Origin of the sequence: Veillonella sp. 3891 (genome assembly GCF_003992315.1) — a bacterium.
GTDB lineage: Bacteria > Bacillota > Negativicutes > Veillonellales > Veillonellaceae > F0422.
In genome coordinates this window covers 181524-200698 of record NZ_RQVE01000002.1, presented here as the reverse complement: position 1 = coordinate 200698, position 19175 = coordinate 181524, and the positions used below count along the sequence as shown (strand labels likewise).

General features: G+C 39.0%; 17 protein-coding genes. 15 read left to right on the top strand and 2 right to left on the bottom strand.

Annotated features, from left to right (window positions below; translation table 11 throughout):
- The first annotated feature begins 35 nt into the window (after window positions 1-35).
- From EO118_RS02040 to EO118_RS02030, 3 genes are all read left to right on the top strand, one after another.
- Entirely contained in the window at window positions 36-839 is an 804-nt protein-coding gene (locus EO118_RS02040; protein WP_127068392.1) for a hypothetical protein, read from the top strand.
- A gap of 273 nt (window positions 840-1112) precedes the next feature.
- Window positions 1113-1445 carry a helix-turn-helix domain-containing protein gene (locus tag EO118_RS02035; protein WP_206168284.1) on the top strand — a complete coding sequence of 111 codons (333 nt, stop codon included), beginning with the start codon at window positions 1113-1115 and terminating at the stop codon, window positions 1443-1445.
- A gap of 333 nt (window positions 1446-1778) precedes the next feature.
- The gene (locus EO118_RS02030) at window positions 1779-1943 is read left to right on the top strand and encodes a 4Fe-4S binding protein (RefSeq protein ID WP_127068391.1); all 165 of its coding nucleotides are present in this window, start codon (window positions 1779-1781) and stop codon (window positions 1941-1943) included.
- 67 nt (window positions 1944-2010) lie between these two features.
- Here the strand turns inward: EO118_RS02030 and EO118_RS02025 are convergent, their stop codons facing one another.
- Complete coding sequence (locus EO118_RS02025) at window positions 2011-3009, bottom strand: virulence RhuM family protein (RefSeq protein ID WP_127068390.1); 999 nt, start codon at window positions 3007-3009, stop codon at window positions 2011-2013.
- Between the two features lie 445 nt (window positions 3010-3454).
- Here EO118_RS02025 and EO118_RS02020 point away from each other — a divergent pair, with 445 nt between their 5' ends.
- The 9 genes from EO118_RS02020 to EO118_RS01980 all read left to right on the top strand — a co-directional run bounded on the left by EO118_RS02020 (window position 3455) and on the right by EO118_RS01980 (window position 16756).
- A complete protein-coding gene (locus tag EO118_RS02020; protein ID WP_127068389.1) occupies window positions 3455-5548 on the top strand; it encodes a heavy metal translocating P-type ATPase in 2094 nt (697 codons plus the stop codon).
- A gap of 806 nt (window positions 5549-6354) precedes the next feature.
- Window positions 6355-8448 carry a cation-translocating P-type ATPase gene (locus tag EO118_RS02015; protein ID WP_127068404.1) on the top strand — a complete coding sequence of 698 codons (2094 nt, stop codon included), beginning with the start codon at window positions 6355-6357 and terminating at the stop codon, window positions 8446-8448.
- Window positions 8449-8703: 255 nt separating this feature from the next.
- Window positions 8704-9657 carry a magnesium transporter CorA family protein gene (locus EO118_RS02010; RefSeq protein WP_127068388.1) on the top strand — a complete coding sequence of 318 codons (954 nt, stop codon included), beginning with the start codon at window positions 8704-8706 and terminating at the stop codon, window positions 9655-9657.
- 547 nt (window positions 9658-10204) lie between these two features.
- Window positions 10205-11137 carry a nickel ABC transporter permease gene (gene nikB / locus EO118_RS02005; protein ID WP_127068387.1) on the top strand — a complete coding sequence of 311 codons (933 nt, stop codon included), beginning with the start codon at window positions 10205-10207 and terminating at the stop codon, window positions 11135-11137.
- 1 nt (window position 11138) lies between these two features.
- Entirely contained in the window at window positions 11139-11966 is an 828-nt protein-coding gene (gene nikC / locus EO118_RS02000) for a nickel transporter permease (RefSeq protein ID WP_127068386.1), read from the top strand.
- 33 nt (window positions 11967-11999) lie between these two features.
- Entirely contained in the window at window positions 12000-13583 is a 1584-nt protein-coding gene (locus tag EO118_RS01995) for an ABC transporter substrate-binding protein (RefSeq protein ID WP_206168287.1), read from the top strand.
- Between the two features lie 105 nt (window positions 13584-13688).
- A complete protein-coding gene (locus EO118_RS01990) occupies window positions 13689-14480 on the top strand; it encodes an ABC transporter ATP-binding protein (RefSeq protein WP_127068385.1) in 792 nt (263 codons plus the stop codon).
- A complete protein-coding gene (locus EO118_RS01985; protein WP_127068384.1) occupies window positions 14473-15246 on the top strand; it encodes an ABC transporter ATP-binding protein in 774 nt (257 codons plus the stop codon). The genes EO118_RS01990 and EO118_RS01985 overlap by 8 nt, the downstream gene beginning before the upstream one ends.
- Window positions 15247-15430: 184 nt before the next feature.
- Window positions 15431-16756: an MATE family efflux transporter gene (locus tag EO118_RS01980; protein WP_127068383.1), complete on the top strand. Its 1326-nt coding sequence runs from the start codon at window positions 15431-15433 to the stop codon at window positions 16754-16756.
- Between the two features lie 203 nt (window positions 16757-16959).
- Here the strand turns inward: EO118_RS01980 and EO118_RS01975 are convergent, their stop codons facing one another.
- On the bottom strand, window positions 16960-17538 hold the full coding sequence (locus tag EO118_RS01975; protein WP_127068382.1) for a TetR/AcrR family transcriptional regulator: 579 nt from the start codon (window positions 17536-17538) through the stop codon (window positions 16960-16962).
- 300 nt (window positions 17539-17838) lie between these two features.
- Between EO118_RS01975 and EO118_RS08595 the strand changes: the two genes are divergently transcribed.
- From EO118_RS08595 to EO118_RS01965, 3 genes are all read left to right on the top strand, one after another.
- A complete protein-coding gene (locus EO118_RS08595; protein WP_164723841.1) occupies window positions 17839-17994 on the top strand; it encodes a hypothetical protein in 156 nt (51 codons plus the stop codon).
- Between the two features lie 162 nt (window positions 17995-18156).
- Window positions 18157-18435, top strand: a complete 279-nt coding sequence (locus tag EO118_RS01970) for a glutaredoxin (protein WP_127068381.1) — start codon at window positions 18157-18159, stop codon at window positions 18433-18435.
- A 113-nt stretch (window positions 18436-18548) separates the two neighbouring features.
- Window positions 18549-19169, top strand: coding sequence for a 3'-5' exonuclease (locus tag EO118_RS01965; RefSeq protein WP_127068380.1), 621 nt, complete (start codon window positions 18549-18551; stop codon window positions 19167-19169).
- Window positions 19170-19175 lie beyond the last annotated feature (6 nt).

The following is a 19175-nucleotide window of genomic DNA, read 5'->3' as shown; positions in this document are numbered from 1 at the left end:
GTGGAAGCTGGTATAGATTAAGGGAGAACATTACTATGAAGAGAATTAGAGGGGGAAATCACACAACAAGGGGAAAGACATTTTGGAAAGCCTTAGCCTGTGGTATAGCGATTGCAACTTTCACAGGTACCGTAAGTCTAGCAAATGATATACAGGTACAGCCTATAGTTACAGTCATAGACCAGGGAAGAATGAAAAAAGGAATACCACTTTATATAGGAGACCACTATTCAAAAAATAGCCTGTTAGAAAACAATAAAGAAGCAGAAAATATACCACACCATACGTATATCATTAGTCGTGAAGGGAATTTCCGCTTTGCGATTCCTTGGGCGATACAAACTATGGTATGGATTGATACGACGGAACTTAAAGGTAAGGGACATACAGTAGGAGTTCTGTTGCATTTAGACAAAGATGTAAATATGACGGTAACTCGTGTAGATAATGTAGCACCGAAAGGGGTATCCCTGGAACAGTGGAATACTACATGGTATGACATACCCATTCAAGGGATGACGGATGCGGACTATATGGAAGTTTTGCGTCGAAACAATCCTGAAGTTTTTAAAGAGTTCACGGTAGTAGAAGTGGGGGCATTATCTCGAGATGATATGACAATGGCTCGTTGGGAGCGATTTGAACAGCCTACACCGGATGGACCATATGTAACATTTACCTTGGATATGATTATGAAAGCTGATCCTACTCATCGATATTTGATAGAGCTTGAATATGATGACATTCATAGATACGATTTGCAGACATTGTTGCACTTATTAGATGAATTCGTGTATACAGGGGCTGCTGAAAGTGGAGACACATCCTCTTCTAATTGACTACATAACGTGTTATCAGGTATGTATGCTATAGGAAACAGACAATTACCAAAAGGATTTTTACCTAGTAAGCTATGTCAGTCTCGAATATAAGACACCTTGAAGGCCTATCAAAAGGGGGGAAGGCAAATATATGGTTCGTGCATCTTAGAAACTTGCATAGATTATAACATACTAAATATATAAGGTAAGCCCTTGATTTATGAATTTTGGCTATATATAATGTGAGTAGAGCAGTTCGGTCGTATACTTTTGGAAACGAGGTGTATAGATATGGGGACTCACTTAAAATCAATGGAAACTATGCCAGACTATGAAGAGTTTTGTATTTGTTTAGGCAGAAAGATTGCTTGGGTTAGACGTTGTCAGGGGCTTTCACAGAAAGAATTATCTAAACTATGTGGCATTAGTCCTAGCTATTTGGCGAAAATTGAAGGGGCCAAAGGTTCGTTAGGTACATCGGTGCAGATACTGTATTTAATTGCTAAGACTTTGCAGGTGGATGTAGCCACCTTGGTATGTCATGATGAAATCGATTACCAACGGGTACGGATGTATAAGATCAAGCAACGGGTCATGGGATACGAATCGAATCAGTTACATTGATAGATTACGTATAATTGGAATTATATTATTTTAAATGATAATATAATTGTTCTCAAAATAAAATTGAGAAGAATTAACTGAGAATATAGGAGACATACTTATTCTTTGTATACATAATGAAATATAAATGATAAATTCTATCAAATAGCATAATATATGGGTTTATTGATATAAAAAATGCAACATTACTTGTAAAAATTCGATACAAAAAGTATATAGAAATATTTGACAAGACTAAAAAAACGTGCAATAATGAGAATGTAAAAAAGGTAAGTACCTTAGTAAATGATAATCATAAAGTTAGCGAATTTCTATTTTTTATGGAGGTGTCTCATGCGCGTTATTGGTGATGCATGCATTAAATGTGGTTCTTGTGCTTCTGTTTGTCCAGTAGGAGCAATTGCTGAAGGCGAAGTTAAATACGAAATCAATGAAACTTGCATTGATTGCGGTTCTTGCGAATCTGTTTGCCCAGTAGCAACAATCACAGCTGAATAATTTAAGCTAATAACAAACCCCGTAAACATATGTGTTTACGGGGTTTTCTCGTTTTTCATTTACTCTATTACTTGTTTTGCTTGTGTATAATTCTGTCAAAATCAGAGAGTACTTTCTGTGTACGATTAAATTCTTTATACTCAGTAACTGCTTTCTTATCAGCTTGTAGTTTTGAAATATGCCCTTTATTAGTGAGCACTTCGTATTCGTTGAAAGATAGGAATTTATCTACGCTTTCAGCAAAGGCTTTCATGGTGAAAGTATGTTTTCGTTCGATGATGCTTTCGATATAGTCAAAAAAGGAGGATACAGTTCGTTCTAGTTTACGTATTTCGTCGGCGGTTAAATAATTTTTTGCGATGGTTACATCGGATTTATGAATGCGCCCATGAGGGGAGCTTTTCCAAGTTTGTAATCCCATGTGTGGTTTATCTCTATCAACGGCATTATAAATAATTTCAGCTGCAGTTTTGCCTGTGATAGCATAATGGAATTTGTTTTGCACCATAGCGTAAAATTGGCGGGTGAAAGGATCCTGTATATCGTAATCAATGGAGCATTCTGCGAATATATCTGTAATTTGTTGATAGATTTGACGTTCGCTGGCTCGAATGGATTGGACTCTGCGTAAGAGTTCTTTAAAATAGTTTTGACCGAAGGGAGTTCCGTTCTTTAACATTTCGTCATTGAGGGCAAAACCTTTTACAATATATTCGCGTAATACCTTGGTAGCCCAAATACGAAATTGTGTAGCCTCTTTTGAGTTTACACGGTAGCCAACCGCGATGATGGCGTCCAGATTGTAGAAGTTAGTACTATAGATTTTACCATCTCTGGCAGTTATTTCCATTTTGGAAATAACTGAATCTTCAGATAGTTCTTGTTCAGCGAAAATATTTTTTAAATGTTTGTTAATGGCTGGCACTTGGACGCAAAACAACGTCGCCATATCTTTTTGTGTCATCCAAAATGTTTCGTCTTTAAATAGAACATTGGTAGAAATATTTTCTTCTCCTGATTGGTAGATAATTACATCACCATGTAAAGCAGAGTCGATAGGAATCATGTTAGGCCTCCTTAGTGTCATGTACTGCTTTTTCTCTTACTTATATTACATCTTATCAAAGGGGCAAAGTCAAGAAAAAATAGGATAACATCTATAACAATCGTAGAGCATATTAAGAGATATTTGGGTTTAACTGGATATTAGAACTAAAAACGAAATTTACCTAATAATTACCCAAAATTATCTTTGCCTATACAAACGCTTTAGTTGCAAGTCTATCAAATTTGTGGGATAATAGAACAAATAAAAAATCGTTGTTGGTCTACTGGCACGACGATAACATATTGTTATAAAGATGCGGTTCGAATCCGCATACAGCATTTTTTAGCGCTCTATTTAATAGAGTATTTTTTTGATAAAAATAACTATATAAATTTTTAAAACGTATAATGAATAAACATTCATGCGTTGAACGCATACAATACCTCAATAAAAAGGAGATACGATGGAACGCATTTTTAAACTACAAAATTTGAATTGTGCCAATTGCGCTAGCGTGATTGAAACAAAATTAAATCAACTAGAATCTGTGTCAGCAGCAACTTTCACGCTTGGCACTCAGCAATTGCGCATTACCTCTAGTATAGAAGATACAAACATGTTACGAGATCAAATCCAAGCGGTGTGCGATGCTACGGAAGATGGCGTAGTAGTGGTACCATTTGTGCGTGCACCTAAAAAAGCACAACAAGTAGATGATGACCATGAGCATAATTCTAGTTTAGTGGGGATTATTATAGGCGCTATCGTGATAGTGGTAGCAGAGTTTACAAATTGGGTGCCAGAGCAATACCTGACTCCATTATTAATTGTAACCTTTGTTGTACTAGGATGGCGCATTGTATGGGCAGCAATTAAAAATTTCATGAAAGGTAAATTATTCGATGAAAACTTCTTGATGTCTGTTGCTACTATTGGTGCGTTAATCATCGGTGAATATGTAGAGGCTGTTTGGGTTATGTTGTTCTTCCAAATGGGTATTTATTTTGAGGAACGTGCTACAGAACGCAGTCGTAATGCGGTTATGGATGCAGTGGATCTTCGTCCAGAAGAAGTGCGTTTAATCGTTTGTGATGGTAGCGTGCAGGTGGTGAATCCAGAAGATGTACAAGTAGGGTCTCATATCGAAATTCGTCCTGGTGATCGTATTCCATTGGATGGACGTATAGTAGAAGGTACTACGCGTATCGATACAGCAGCGGTAACTGGTGAACCAGTTCCAGTGAGCGCTACCGTAGGTACGGAAGTCATGTCTGGTTGTATCAATGTGGATGGGCGCATTGTCTTAGAAGTAACGCATGAATTAAAAGATTCCATGGTTATGCGCATTCTTGATGCTGTGGAACATGCAGCGGCATCGAAACCAAAGATTGATCGTTTCATTACTCGTTTCTCTCGTGTATATACGCCAATCGTAGTGGCATTGGCGATTATCGTTGCCGTAGTACCTCCTCTATTCACAGGAGAATGGCAATATTGGATTTATACAGCTTTAACATTCTTAGTAGTATCTTGCCCATGTGCTCTTGTATTGTCTGTGCCTTTGGCATTCTTCTCTGGTATTGGTGCTGGTTCTAAACAAGGTATCTTGTTCAAAGGTGGCAAGGCGATCGAGGCTATGAGCCGTGTGAAAGCCATTGCCTTCGATAAAACAGGCACTATCACAACAGGCACTTTCAACGTACAAACAGTAGAAGTAACTGGTACTTATACAGAAAACGAAGTGTTGCAATATGCAGCAGCTCTAGAAGCTGGTTCTACACACCCGATTGCTATGTCCGTTGTAGAAGAAGTACAACGTAGAGGAGTAGAGTTTACTACGGCTAAAGATGTAAAAGAAATCTCTGGTCATGGTATGGTAGGCATTGTAGAAGGCCATACCGTATTGGTTGGTAATGGCCGTTTATTAGAAACAGAACATGTAACGGTACCAACCATTGAACATGTATATGGTAGTGAAGTATTCGTAGCTATTGATGGTCAATATGTAGGTCGTATCGTCATTGCCGATGCTGTGAAAGAGGATTCTAAAGAGGCCATCCGTCGTATGAATGGAAAAGGATATCATACAGTGATGCTCACAGGTGATGTGGCATCCAGTGCGAACCATATTGCTCAAGAAGTAGGTATCCAAGGTGTGCGTGCCGAGTTATTACCACAAGATAAATTAGAAGTAGTTCAATCTCTTCGCAGCGAACATGGTTCTGTCATGTTCGTAGGTGATGGTATCAATGACGCGCCTGTGTTAACTGGTGCTGATGTAGGTGGTGCTATGGGGAGTGGTGCAGATTCTGCCATCGAAGCAGCAGACGTAGTATACATAAACTCCAACCTAGATTCCGTATGGCGTTCCTTAAATATTGCAGAACGTACCTTGTCCATTGCATGGCAAAATATTTTCTTCGCTATTGCTGTAAAAATTATCGTTATGGTGGCTGGTGTATTTGGCTTTGCAAATATGTGGGTGGCAGTTTTTGCGGATACAGGGGTATCCATTCTTTGCATCTTTAACTCTGTCCGTATTTTCTACAGTAAATAATATAGGTTCTCCTGCTAGCATGTACGCCCAACTATGTAGCAAGAGGCATTGTGATATCTTACCCCCCTTTTTTGTAGTTATACAAGGTATATACACTACATAACAACTATAAAGCGAAGAGGACTTGGTCATTAGGCTAAGTCCTCTTTGTCGTGTAGGGACATAGTCTACCAACTCATTTTGTCCTATAACCCTGAAAGCCAGCAGAACATAGGGATTGCTGGCTTTTGTGTATAGATCTACTTGTGTTGCTTTAGAAGTAATTTATCTTTTTGTGTTATCTAAAATGTTTCGTCTTTAAATAGGACGTTGGTGGAAATAGTTTCTTCTCCTGACTGGTAGAGTTGCCTATACAAACGCTTTAGTTGCAAGTATATCAAATTTATGGGACAATAAAATAAATAAAAAATCGCTGTTGGTCTACTGGCACGACGATAACATATTGTTATAAAGATGCGGTTCGAATCCGCATACAGCACTTTTTAGCACTCTATTGAATAGGGTGCTTTTTTATAAAATTAACTGTATAAATTCTTTAGACATATTAAAAGAAATGGCAGAAATGATAGACTTTCAATTTACAGAGATAGAAAAAGAATTGCTAATATAACTCCTCTAAAAGTTCTCTAACAGTATATGCACAACATAATTAAAAAAATATAAATGAACAAATAATCATATATTGACAAAATAGAAAACTGTAGATATAATAAACATATGAATGAACGCTCAAGCATTAAAAGGAGTGTTAAAGGGATATTAAAATAAGTAGTAAAGTTAGATAGTATAATTCATAAGGAGATATGATGGAACGCATTTTTACATTACAAAATTTGAACTGTGCAAATTGCGCTAGTGTTATTGAAGACAAATTAAATCAATTAGAATCTGTGTCTGCAGCGACTTTCACAATTGGTACAAAACAATTGCGTATTACCTCTGCTGAGGAAAATAACGAGGTATTACAAAATCAAATTCAAGAGGTTTGTGATGCCACAGAAGATGGTATTGTGGTAGTACCATTTGTGCGAGCGGCGAAAAAAGCAAAGCAAGATGACCACGATCATGAACACAATGCAAGTTTCCCAGCTATTATTGTTGGTTTACTAGTGGTGATATTGACAGAGTTCACGAATCTTGTGCCAGAGCAATATATGATTCCTTTATTACTTGCTACCTTTGCTGTATTAGGATGGCGTATTGTATGGACGGCTGTTAAAAATGGCATGAAAGGTAAGTTCTTTGATGAAAACTTCTTGATGTCCATTGCGACTATTGGTGCTTTAATCATCGGTGACTATGCAGAGGCTGTAGGCGTTATGTTGTTCTTCCAAGTAGGTATTTATTTTGAAGAGCGTGCCACTGAGCGCAGCCGTAATGCGGTGATGGATGCAGTGGATCTTCGTCCTGAGGAAGTACGTTTAGTGCTATGTGATGGCTCTGTAGAAGTGGTGAATCCAGAGGATGTACAAGTAGGATCTCGCATTGAAATTCGCCCTGGTGACCGCATTCCATTGGATGGTCGCGTAATAGAAGGAACCACACGTATCGACACAGCAGCAGTGACAGGGGAACCTGTACCTGTAAGTGCTACGGTAGGTACGGAAGTGATGTCTGGTTGTATCAATGTGGATGGACGTATTGTCTTAGAAGTTACACATGAATTAAAAGATTCCATGGTTATGCGCATTTTAGATGCTGTGGAAAATGCAGCGGCATCGAAACCAAAAATCGACCGATTCATTACTCGTTTCTCTCGTGTATATACACCGATCGTAGTAGCGTTGGCTATTATCGTTGCCCTAGTACCACCTTTATTCACAGGGGAATGGCAATATTGGATTTATACAGCCTTAACATTCTTAGTAGTATCTTGCCCATGTGCCTTAGTATTATCTGTGCCATTGGCATTCTTCTCCGGTATCGGTGCTGGTTCTCGACAAGGTATTTTGTTCAAAGGCGGTAAAGCAATCGAGGCTATGAGCCGTGTGAAAGCTATTGCTTTCGACAAAACTGGTACTATCACAACAGGTACTTTCGACGTACAAACAGTAGAAGTAGCTGGTGGCTACACAGAAAATGAAGTGTTGCAATATGCAGCAGCCTTAGAAGCTGTTTCTACACATCCTATTGCCATGTCTATCGTAGAAGAAGTGGAACGTAGAGGAGTAGAATTTACTACATCCAAGGATGTAAAAGAAATTTCCGGTCACGGCATGGTAGGTACCGTAGAGGGCCATACTGTATTAGTCGGCAATGGCCGTTTGTTGGCGAAAGAAAATGTGGCAACTCCATTGATTGATTATGTGTATGGTAGTGAAGTGTTTGTAGCCATTGACGGTCAATATGCAGGTCGTATCCTCATCGCCGACGCTTTGAAAGATGATTCCAAGGAAGCCATCCGTCGTATGAATGGCAAAGGATATCAAACAGTGATGCTTACAGGTGATGTGGCAGCGAGTGCGAATTATATTGCTCAACAAGTAGGTATTCAAGGAGTGCGTGCTGAGTTATTACCACAAGATAAACTAGAAGTGGTACAGTCTCTACGTAACGACCATGGTTCTGTTATGTTCGTAGGTGATGGTATCAACGATGCTCCTGTATTGACAGGTGCTGATGTAGGTGGTGCCATGGGTAGTGGTGCAGATTCTGCTATTGAAGCGGCAGACGTAGTGTACATGAACTCTAACCTAGATTCCGTATGGCGCTCCCTGAGCATTGCCGATCGTACATTGTCCATTGCTTGGCAAAATATTTTCTTCGCTATTGCTGTGAAAATTATCGTCATGGTAGCTGGTGTATTTGGTTTTGCCAACATGTGGGTAGCGATCTTTGCAGATACAGGTGTATCCATTCTTTGTATCTTGAACTCCATCCGTATTTTCTACAGTAAATAGTATAAACCCTCCTGCTAGGATGTACGCCCTACTATGCAGCAGGAGGCATGTGATATCTTCCCTCCTTGTAGGTATACAAGGCATATATCACTACATAACAACTATATGCAAAGAGGACTTAGTCATAAGGCTAGGTCCTCTTTGTTGTACATGGATAGTTATAAACTTTCATAAGAAATCATAAAAAAATTGACGAATTGGCGTTGATTGATTAAGATAAAGGATAAGGTTATTAAGACGTTAAGGAGGTGTCACATGTTAACGGTACACAAACACGTAGAGGGGGAATTATTTACAGATTCCACTGTACAAGATGCTACAAAAGGTTCATGGATAAATTTGGTGAACCCAGACCCCGATGAGTTGGCTATCGTCAATATGATGACACAGATTCCAACGGATGTATTGAAAGCTGCTTTGGATACGGAAGAACGGTCTCACGTGGAAATTGAAGATGAGTATATCTTCGTCGTTATTAACATTCCGGTATTGCGTGGATCTGATGTATATGATGCGGTACCGTTGGGTATCTTCGTCACCGAAGATTTCTTTATTACCATCTGTTTAGAAGAAGCAGAAGTGCTCTATCCGTTCTTGAGTAATCAAATGCCAACCTTCTATACTTTTAAAAAGACAAGATTTCTGTTCCAAATCATGTATCGCACAGCGGTACTATATTTGCGATACTTACAACAAATCGACCGCCGTACGGATGACATTGAAAAAACATTACGACATACGACACGGAATAAAGATTTGTTCCAATTGTTGGAATTACAAAAATCTATGACCTATTTTACCTCTGCACTGCGTGGTAATGGTACGGTAATGGAACGGATTTTACGTATTCGCCGCCATGATGATGTGCGCTATTTGTTGAAAATCTATGAAGAAGATGAGGATCTATTAGAAGATGTGATCATTGAGAACAAACAGGCTGTGGAAATGGTTGAAATGTATTCTAATATTTTGATGAATATGATGAATGCCTTTACATCTATTATTTCTAACAATTTAAACTTAGTTATGAAATTATTGGCAGCTATGACAATTATGCTAGCGGTACCAACGGCCATCTTTAGCTTGTGGGGTATCAATGTACCGGTGCCATTTGCTGATATGGAATATGGCTTTGAGTATGTGATTGGTATTGGCATAAGCTTTGCAGCGCTGGCAGGCTATTGGCTTTGGAAAAACGATTTCTTTTAATTGCATAGTAAAATGGAACACACCTAAAGGGGGGGGGCTCCCTGGGGTGTGTTTTCTTATGTCACGATTCAGGTTAATTATGAAAGTTTCTTATATCTATCTTTAAAAGTCATGAATATTATACAAAATGAATAAAATTACTATATAGATGTTTTTCAATTTGTGTAAAAACGATGATTTAAAATGATATAAATCACAGATAAATAGCTAGAAATGTACACTTTCAAACAAGCATGCATTCTATGTCTTGCAATATTCACATTAGTCATTTGACTTTTTTGATAAAAGAAATTAACATATTTATGTAATATCTATAATATAGTTGGGCGTAGATATTGATTATGAATGCCTTAAATAAGGGAAGAATATTTTGGGGAAGATATTGCTAAAAAGTTGTATAGGGTTATGGGCAAGATGGAGCAAGATTGTCTAAACTATAGCCCTTGCTAACTTAATGTAGATCCACCCAAAGGGTGGCTTTTCTTTTTTGGTATGTATTAATTACATCAATGTATGCTCACTAATGTTAAGGGAAGGATGTGGATGATTGAAAACTATACTAAGTAAGGTGTCACAATTGCTAGTTACCTTAATAGGGGTTACATTTCTGACGTTTTGCTTGACCTACATTGCTCCTGGGGATCCAGCCTTAATGGTGCTGGAGGCAGGGGACACCATTGTGTCACAGGAAATGATTGATGCTACACGAAAAGAAATGGGCTTAGATCGTCCATTCATGGAACAGTATGTGCGCTGGGTAGCAGGCGCTGTACAAGGTGATTTAGGAACTTCTTATTCAGGGAAAAAACCAGTGACCGACAAATTATTAGAAGGCTTGGGCGGTACAGCTTTATTAGCAGTGTCAGCATTCTTGTTGAATGTGTTGCTGTCGATTCCATTAGGGATTTATTCGGCGGTAAAAGCCAATAAGCTACCAGACTTTATTATTCGATTCTTCGCATTCATTAATGTGTCCATGCCAAGTTTCTGGTTAGGTATGCTGCTGCTATATATCTTCGGACTGAAATTGCACTGGGTACCGATTGCGACCTCTGTGATTAGCTTCAAAGCACTCATTTTACCGGCTATCACATTGTCACTAGTGATGGCTGCCAAGTTTACACGCCAAGTACGGACGGTGATCATCGAAGAATTGCACCAAGACTACGTGATGGGTGCCAGAGCTCGTGGCATGAGTGAATCTCAAATTTTATGGAAACATGTCTTACCAAATGCCTTATTACCTTTGATTACCATCATGGGTATGGGTATCGGTTGGCTCTTAGCAGGGGCTGCGGTTATCGAAATCGTATTCTCTTGGCCAGGGATGGGTAAAATGGCGGTCTATGCCATTGCTATGCGTGACTATCCACTCATCGAGGGCTTTGTATTGTGGGTAGCCCTCATCTATACAGCTATCAACTTCTTGGTAGACCTGTCCTACTCTATATTAGATCCACGATTGAAAGGGAGGGGATAAGATGAAAGAATTTATTCTGCAACACAAGCGCTTTTCTTTCTACTCCCTTTTAGTGGCTATCGTAGTAGGAATTGCTATATTTGCTCCCTATATCACACCGCATGATGCGTTCAATGCAGATATGTCAAAAGCTTTCTTAAAACCGTCTGCACAGCATTTAATGGGGACAGATAAATTGGGACGTGATACGTTTTCTCGTATTATTTACGGCACACAAACTTCCTTGTTCATGACCATCATCCTTGTTATCTTAACCGCTGTTGTTGGTACAGTAGTAGGGATTTTGTCTGGTTTCTTTGGAGGTAAAGTAGAGCTGGTATTGATGCGCTTTACAGATATTATGTTATCTTTCCCAGGGGTGGTATTGGCCATTGCCATTGCCGGTATCTTGGGTGGTAGTGCCATCAATGCGATCTTGGCTCTCGTTGTGGTGAGCTGGGCTAAGTATGCACGATTGATACGGTCTGCGGTGATTAAACTTCGCCATAATGACTTTATAGCGGCAGCCAGAGTGAATGGAACAAAACAAATGACCATTTTATGGCGCCACATTTTACCGAATGTATTGCCTTTGATTGTCATTACAGGGGCGATGGATATCGGTACTATGATGATGGAAATTGCGGGACTTTCCTTCTTGGGATTTGGTGCACAGCCGCCAACGCCAGAATGGGGCTTAATGCTCAATGAGAACCGTCAATATATTTTATCGTCTCCAGAATTGATGTTATATCCAGGGATGGCCATTTTCATTGTGGTTACCATCTTCAATTTATGGGGCGATTCACTACGGGATATTCTAGATCCACGTAGTACAGATTCACATTAATAGCGTAGTAAGTTTTGTAGAAAGGAACTTAAGATGAAACAAAGTTGGAAAAAATGGCTTCGTAATGCTACATTTGGTGTTATGGCAGTAGCGGCATTAGGCGTGATTGCAGGTTGTGGTAGCGACAATGCTGGCCCAGCTGACAAAAGTGTAGTAAAATTTGGTGTTACAAACTTCGCAGACACATTGGAGCCAACACAAAACTACTTCGGTTGGGTAGTTATGCGTTATGGTATTGGCGAAACATTAGCTAAATTCGACGAAAAAATGAACACACAACCTTGGTTGGCAGAAAGCTGGTCTGTATCTGCAGATAAATTGACTTGGACGTTCAAAATCAACGACAAAGCGAAATTCTCCAATGGCAATAAAGTGACCGCAGAAGCAGTAAAAGAATCCATTGAGCGTGCCTTCGAGAAAAATAAACGGGCCGCTACATTCTTCAAATACACAGATATCAAAGCAGATGGTCAAAATTTGATTATCACTACTGATAAACCATATCCAAACGTGCCTGGTTTCTTGGCTGACCCATTATTCATCATCGTAGATGTAGCTGCTGAAAAAGCTGGCCGTGACTTCGCTAAAGAAGGCCCTATCGGTACTGGCCCGTACAAAGTGAAATCTTTCACGAAAGAAAAAGCAGTTGTAGAAGCTAACGAAAACTACTGGGATGGAGAAGTTCCTTTCAAAACAGTAGAAATCCCATCTATCGATGACCCTACCACTCGTGCATTAGCATTACAAAACGGTGACGTAGACTTCGCTGTTAACATTGGCGCTGGCGACCTTGAGTCCATGCGTAATGACAGCAAATTCAAAGTAGATGAAATCGCATCTTTACGTACTGTATTAGCTCGTATTAACCAAAAAGGTGTATTAGGTGATGAAAAAGTTCGTGCTGCCTTCATTAGCGGTACTGACCGTGAATCCTACAACAAAGTATTGTTAAAAGGTACTTTCATTCCAGGTAAAGCACCAATTCCACCAAGCTTGGATTATGGTTTTGATGGCTTGAAAGACCCTAATGCGTATAATCCTGAGCGTTCCAAACAATTATTGGCGGAAGCAGGTTGGAAAGATACTGATGGAGATGGTTACGTAGATAAAGATGGCAAAAACTTAGAAGTACGTTTCGTAGTATATAATAGCCGTCAAGAGCTTCCTATCTATGCAGAAGCTGTACAATCCGACATGAAAAAAATCGGTATCAAAGTAAATATCGAGTCCGTTGACTATAACTTAATCGACAAAATGGGTATCGATGGCGACTATGACTTGTTGATCTCCAACATCGTAACAGCGAACACTGGTGATCCAGAAATCTTCTTAAAATGGTACTGGAAAACTAACTTAAACGGTGAAAACCCTCAAAATGGTTCTGGTTACAGCAACCCTAAATATGATGCCATCATGGATCAATTGGCAGTTGAATTCGACAAATCTAAACGTCAAAGCTTAATTATCGAAGCACAACAAATCTTATTGAATGATGGTGCTGCATTGTTCTTAGGTTACCCTAAAACAAATATCGTTAATAACACTTGGTTAACAAATGTAGTAATGTACCCAACAGACTACTACTGGTTGACTAAAGACGTAAAACCAGCAAAATAATCCTTTGCAGATGTCCGCAACAATCGGGAGGCACTTGGCCTCCCCTTGTTGCATGTAGCAGTAACTTTCAGTACCATACTCATAAAATAGTCAGAAAGGATCTATATGTTACTTAGTATTAAAAACTTAGCCGTTACCTACGGAAATAATCCAAGTCCTACGATTGCAGGGGTTAACTTAGACCTAGCAGAAGGGGAGATAGTTTCCATTGTAGGCGAATCTGGCAGTGGTAAGACGACGGTTATCCGTGCCCTATTAGGGGTATTGCCCAATACAGGTCGTGTGTCTGAAGGCAGTATCACCTTTGATGGTCAAGATTTATTATCCTTTTCCACAAAAGACTGGTTAGACTTACGGGGCAATCACATTGCTATGATTTTCCAAGATAGTGGCAATATGATGAACCCTATCCAAACTATCGGGAAGCAATTTGTAGAGTTTATTCAATTGCATAGCACCATGTCTAAACAAGAGGCAGAGGCAAAAGCTATCGAAATGTTGGCTCTTACCAATTTGCCACATCCTGAGGCCATCATGAAGGCCTATCCATTTGAACTCAGTGGCGGTATGCGCCAACGTGTAGGGATTGCCATGGCAATCACATTCTCTCCTAAATTATTATTGGGGGATGAACCTACATCGGCCCTAGATGTAACGACACAAGCGCAAATTGTAGAAGAATTATTGCGCATTAACCGTGAAAATAAAACGTCGATGATTATTGTAACTCATAATATTGGCGTAGCAGCTCATATGTCTGATAAAATCATGGTGATGAAACAAGGAGCTGTGGTGGAATATGGTCCAGCTGAGGAAATCATTCGCAACCCACAAGCGGAGTATACGAAGCAATTGCTCAATGCAGTGCCAGAAATTGGAGGAAAACGCTATGTCTGATATTATTATGCAAATTCAAGATATTGTGAAAGAATTTCCTCTCGCTGACGGTTCTACGTTGCGTGCATGTAATGGTATTTCCATCGATGTAGAGCGAGGCGAAACCTTAGCTATCGTAGGGGAGTCTGGCTGTGGTAAGTCCACCTTGGTAAAAACGATCATGAACATGCATGAACCTACCTCGGGGTCAGTGATGTTCCGTGGCAAGGATATTACGAAATTGAAAGGCGAAGAAAAACGACAGAATTATCGTCATATTCAAATGGTATTCCAAGATCCAACAGCGGCTTTCAATCCGAAGATGAAAGTGCGTGATATCATTTGTGAACCATTGCGTAATTTTGGGTTGATCAACAAAGCTGACGTGGATGCAAAAGCCCGTGAGCTGTTAAAAATGGTGGACCTACCAGAAGATTTTGCAGGTCGCTATCCAAACAATATGAGTGGCGGTCAACGTCAACGTGTAGCTATCGCCAGAGCCTTGGCATTGGAACCAGAAATCATCGTTTGCGATGAAGCTACTAGCGCTCTTGATGTATCTGTACAAGCTACCATCATTGAGCTATTAGTGCGTTTGCAAAAAGAGAAAGGCATTACCTACTTATTTATTTGCCATGATTTGGCATTGGTCCATTTATTCTGCCACAAAGTGGTGGTCATGTATAAAGGAGAAGTAGTGGAACGCCTCAGTGGAGAAGCCTTAGCAGAAGCACAGCATCCGTACACAAAACAATTATTGAGCGCTGTCTATAATTTAGATCACTAATCAGTTGGTGATGGCAATATTCAACAGCTGAATAGATTGTTTTGCAAAGTAGTACAAAATCTATGAATAATGGATATTTGTTACATATGAATATCTTTTGATATAATAATTATATCGAATGGTGTTAGAATAGAATGTTTCAAGGGGAGCACCGTAGGGGGCTCCCCTTTTTTGTGAGGGTACTATGGAAGAACGATTAACCTACAAAGATTATTTAAAAGTGACAATTCCATTTATGATTTCTACGGTGACCCAGCCTTTATTGGGGGCTGTGAATACTGCGATTATGGGACATATGGATAATGCTATGTACATCGCTGCCGTAGCACTAGGGGTTATCTTATTCAACAATATGTATTGGCTTTTTGGATTTTTGCGGGTAGCCACCACGGTGTTTTCTGCACAGGCTTTGGGGGAACAATCGAAGGAAAGTACATCACTCAGCTTCTTTCGACCTCTTATCATTGCCTTACTCGTTAGTGCAGGGTTTATCATTGGCTATCCTTGGATATTCGATTACTACGCCAGCTTTATGCATCCCGATCCAGAGGTTATTGCGTTGATGGCAGACTACACAGATATTTTAATCTGGGGAGCTCCTTTCGTATTGGTCAATTATGTTACCTTAGGCTGGCTCATGGGGCAGATGATGATTCGTGCTACGATGATTATGCAAATCTCCATGAACTTGCTTAACATTGCCTTGTCCTTTTTGTTTGTCTTTGGCTTTGGATTTGGTGTAAAAGGTGTCGCTTGGGCAGCATTAATTTCGCAAATCTATGCATCCTTAATAGGTTTAGGGGCTATGTACCTAGCTCGTGATCGCTTAGATCTAACGTCTCGTATGTGGAACACTTTGAAACAGGTGAAACCATTCCTATCCATTATGAAAGTTAACACAGACCTGATGCTTCGTACCTTTTGCTTGCTAACTATTAATAATCTATTTGCGAAAGCAGGTAGTGCCATGGGTAGTGATGTATTAGCTACGAATGCAGTCATTTTAGAGGTTATCTTCATCATGGCATACTTCACAGATGGACAGGCTAATGGAGTTAGCGTATTTACAGGAAAAGCATTTGGCAAACGAGACTTGGTGCTTTGGAAAGATACCTTAAAAATTTCCTTAGTCTGCTTAGCTGTGTACGTGGTCATTGTAGAAGTTGTGTTAGGATTGTTCCGCAATGATTTGATTCTAGTCATGACATCGGTACCGGCTATATATACAATGGCGATGGAATATTCCCATTACCTACTTCTTTACCCTATCTGTGCTGCCGTAGGATTGCTATTGTACGGTATGTATAACGGCATCGGGCAAACGGCGTCCATCCGGAATATGATGTTCATTGCAGTAGTCTTCTTCGTAGGTATGCAAGAATTGCTTATCCCTCCGTTTGGTAATGACGGTTTGTGGATGACCTATGTGCTTACATATCTAGTAGAATCCATCATTTTAGTTCTGTTCATACCATTGGCAAAGAAACGTTTTGCTATGATTCCTAAATAAATGGTGTAAAAAACATTATAGTTGAGAATAGGGAAAACAGTTAAAAAAGGATGGAAGTGTAATTTCTGAAGTTTCAAACTAGTTTCTTGAAATAAAGAAACTAGTTTTCTCCTAATTGTTAACTGAGATTTTAGTAAAAAACGTTGTCTACAAGAAAGGCGCTACTTTGACCATTAGGTCAAGGTAGCGCCTTGTTGTTTGTATTAATGTTGGTGCTCTAGGATGAGTGGTTCTGTAATATGGTAAAAGTATCGTGACATATCTTCGATGGAATATTTACGATCTGTTTCTAACCACCATAGGACCATTTCTACAAAGGAGCCCGCAATGTGATTGGAAATAAAATCATGAGGGATATTATTATGTGGACACGTTTGGTTGTTTAAGAAGTGGCTTTGAATGAGTTCTTTCAGGCTGCTCTTGAAATGACGTAGGAAGAGTTCGTTACTTTCACAGGAAAGAAGGCCTAAAATGTTGTTGTCGTTGTCCTCTAAATGCTGCAAGATGTGGAGAAAGATAGCTTCCTTGATGTGACTGTTTTTATATAAACCGTGAGCATGAGAAAAGTCTGATGCAGTATCGATAATATGAGCGAATAATTCGTGGCAAAGAGCTTCTAATAGATCTTCTTTTGTTTCAAAGTGTGCGTAAAATGTACTGCGACCAATGAGGGCTTCATCGATAATGTCTTGCACAATGATGGCATTGTAATTTTTATGTTCTAGAAGCCTTACAAAGGCATCGAAAATGGCTTTTCTAGTTTTCATTTGTCGTTTATCCATAATTCCTCCTTACATATATGAAGCAAACAAAATGAGATAGTTGTTCAATATAGGATACTTTTCTATATATGTTTCGTAAATAACAAAACAGAAAAAGTGATTCTTGAAAATTTTTTTAATTAGACTATACTAATAGTATATCATAAGATACAAAATGTTTTGTAACTTAATTGAGTTTGTTTTACATAACATTCAATATGAATATATTATATAATAAATTGCTAAGAGAATCCATATATATGAGAATGCATACATGCATAGTAGTATTATATAGATTGGAAGTAGAGAGGATGTGTTCTTATGTTAGAACGAATTGATGCTATTATGAGTAGTACAGCTGCAACTGTGATTACAGGAGCCATGTTTTTAGCTGTTGCCTTACAAACAACAGTGGATGTATCTAGTTGGATTCACACATCTTGGACTGTGATTACGACATATTACGCTGGTTTATAACATAAATTCATGTATGTGTATACTATGACAATACTATAGGTCGTTTACAAAGATTGATAAAGGAAATGGTTTTTAGTTGTAACATGAATTTTCTTATGGTATACTAAACTTATAATTGAATAAATTCGATATAATATATCGATTCTATGAAAGGAGTACACCATGAAAGAAATTTTAGGTTTCCATTTACATCATTGTCCATATTGCGCCAATGCATTCCGCGCTATCGAAGAATTACAAGCAGAAAACCCTGCGTTCAAAGATATCAAAATTAACTGGGTAGAAGATCAAGATGCTGTGGAATTGTTCAAAACACATCCATACGAATACTATCCAAACTTGTGGTTCGATTTAGATAAACAATATGAAGCACAACCTGGTGAAAGCTACGAACAAACAAAATCTTTGATCAAAGCAGTGTTTGAGAAAGCGATTCAATAATCGATTTTACTTTCATCAAAAATACTATATAATAAGAGCAGATGACACCTAGTGCATCTGCTTTTTTCTTGATATATACCGTAGTTTCCTAGTAGACTACGTGAGGAGGATATATGTTAAATTTTGTTGCTTTAGATTTTGAAACGGCTAATGAAAGTAAGAATAGTGCCATTTCCTTAGCGGTAGTGACCGTAGAAGATGGCCGTATTACAAAACGTGGGTATAGTTTGATTAAACCTCCGGTGATGCAGTTCAACCAAGAGTTTATTGGCATCCATGGTATCCAACCAGAAGAGGTGCTTAATAAACCGACATTTGACCAATTATGGCCAGCGATTTACAACAATCATTTAAAAGGCAAACTATTAGTAGCCCACAATGCAAAATTCGATATCGATGTATTACGCGCCACATTGGACCATTACAACATTGAATGGCCTGATTTGGAATATACTTGTACCGTCCGTATAACACGAAAAGTATGGCCTGATTTAGTGAATCATAAATTAAATACATTGGGTGGATTTTTAGGAATTACATTTAATCATCACAATGCCTTGGACGACTCTGAAGTATGTGCTAAAGTAGCCATTGCAGCAGCGAAAGAAAAAGGTGTAGATTCTATGCGAGGCTTGTTGCATGTCATTAATATGAAAACAGACTCCTTCATCACCGATGAACGACGGGCCAAAATGGAAGTTAAACAAAGCGGCACACAAGACACATTCTTCTAGTGAGCC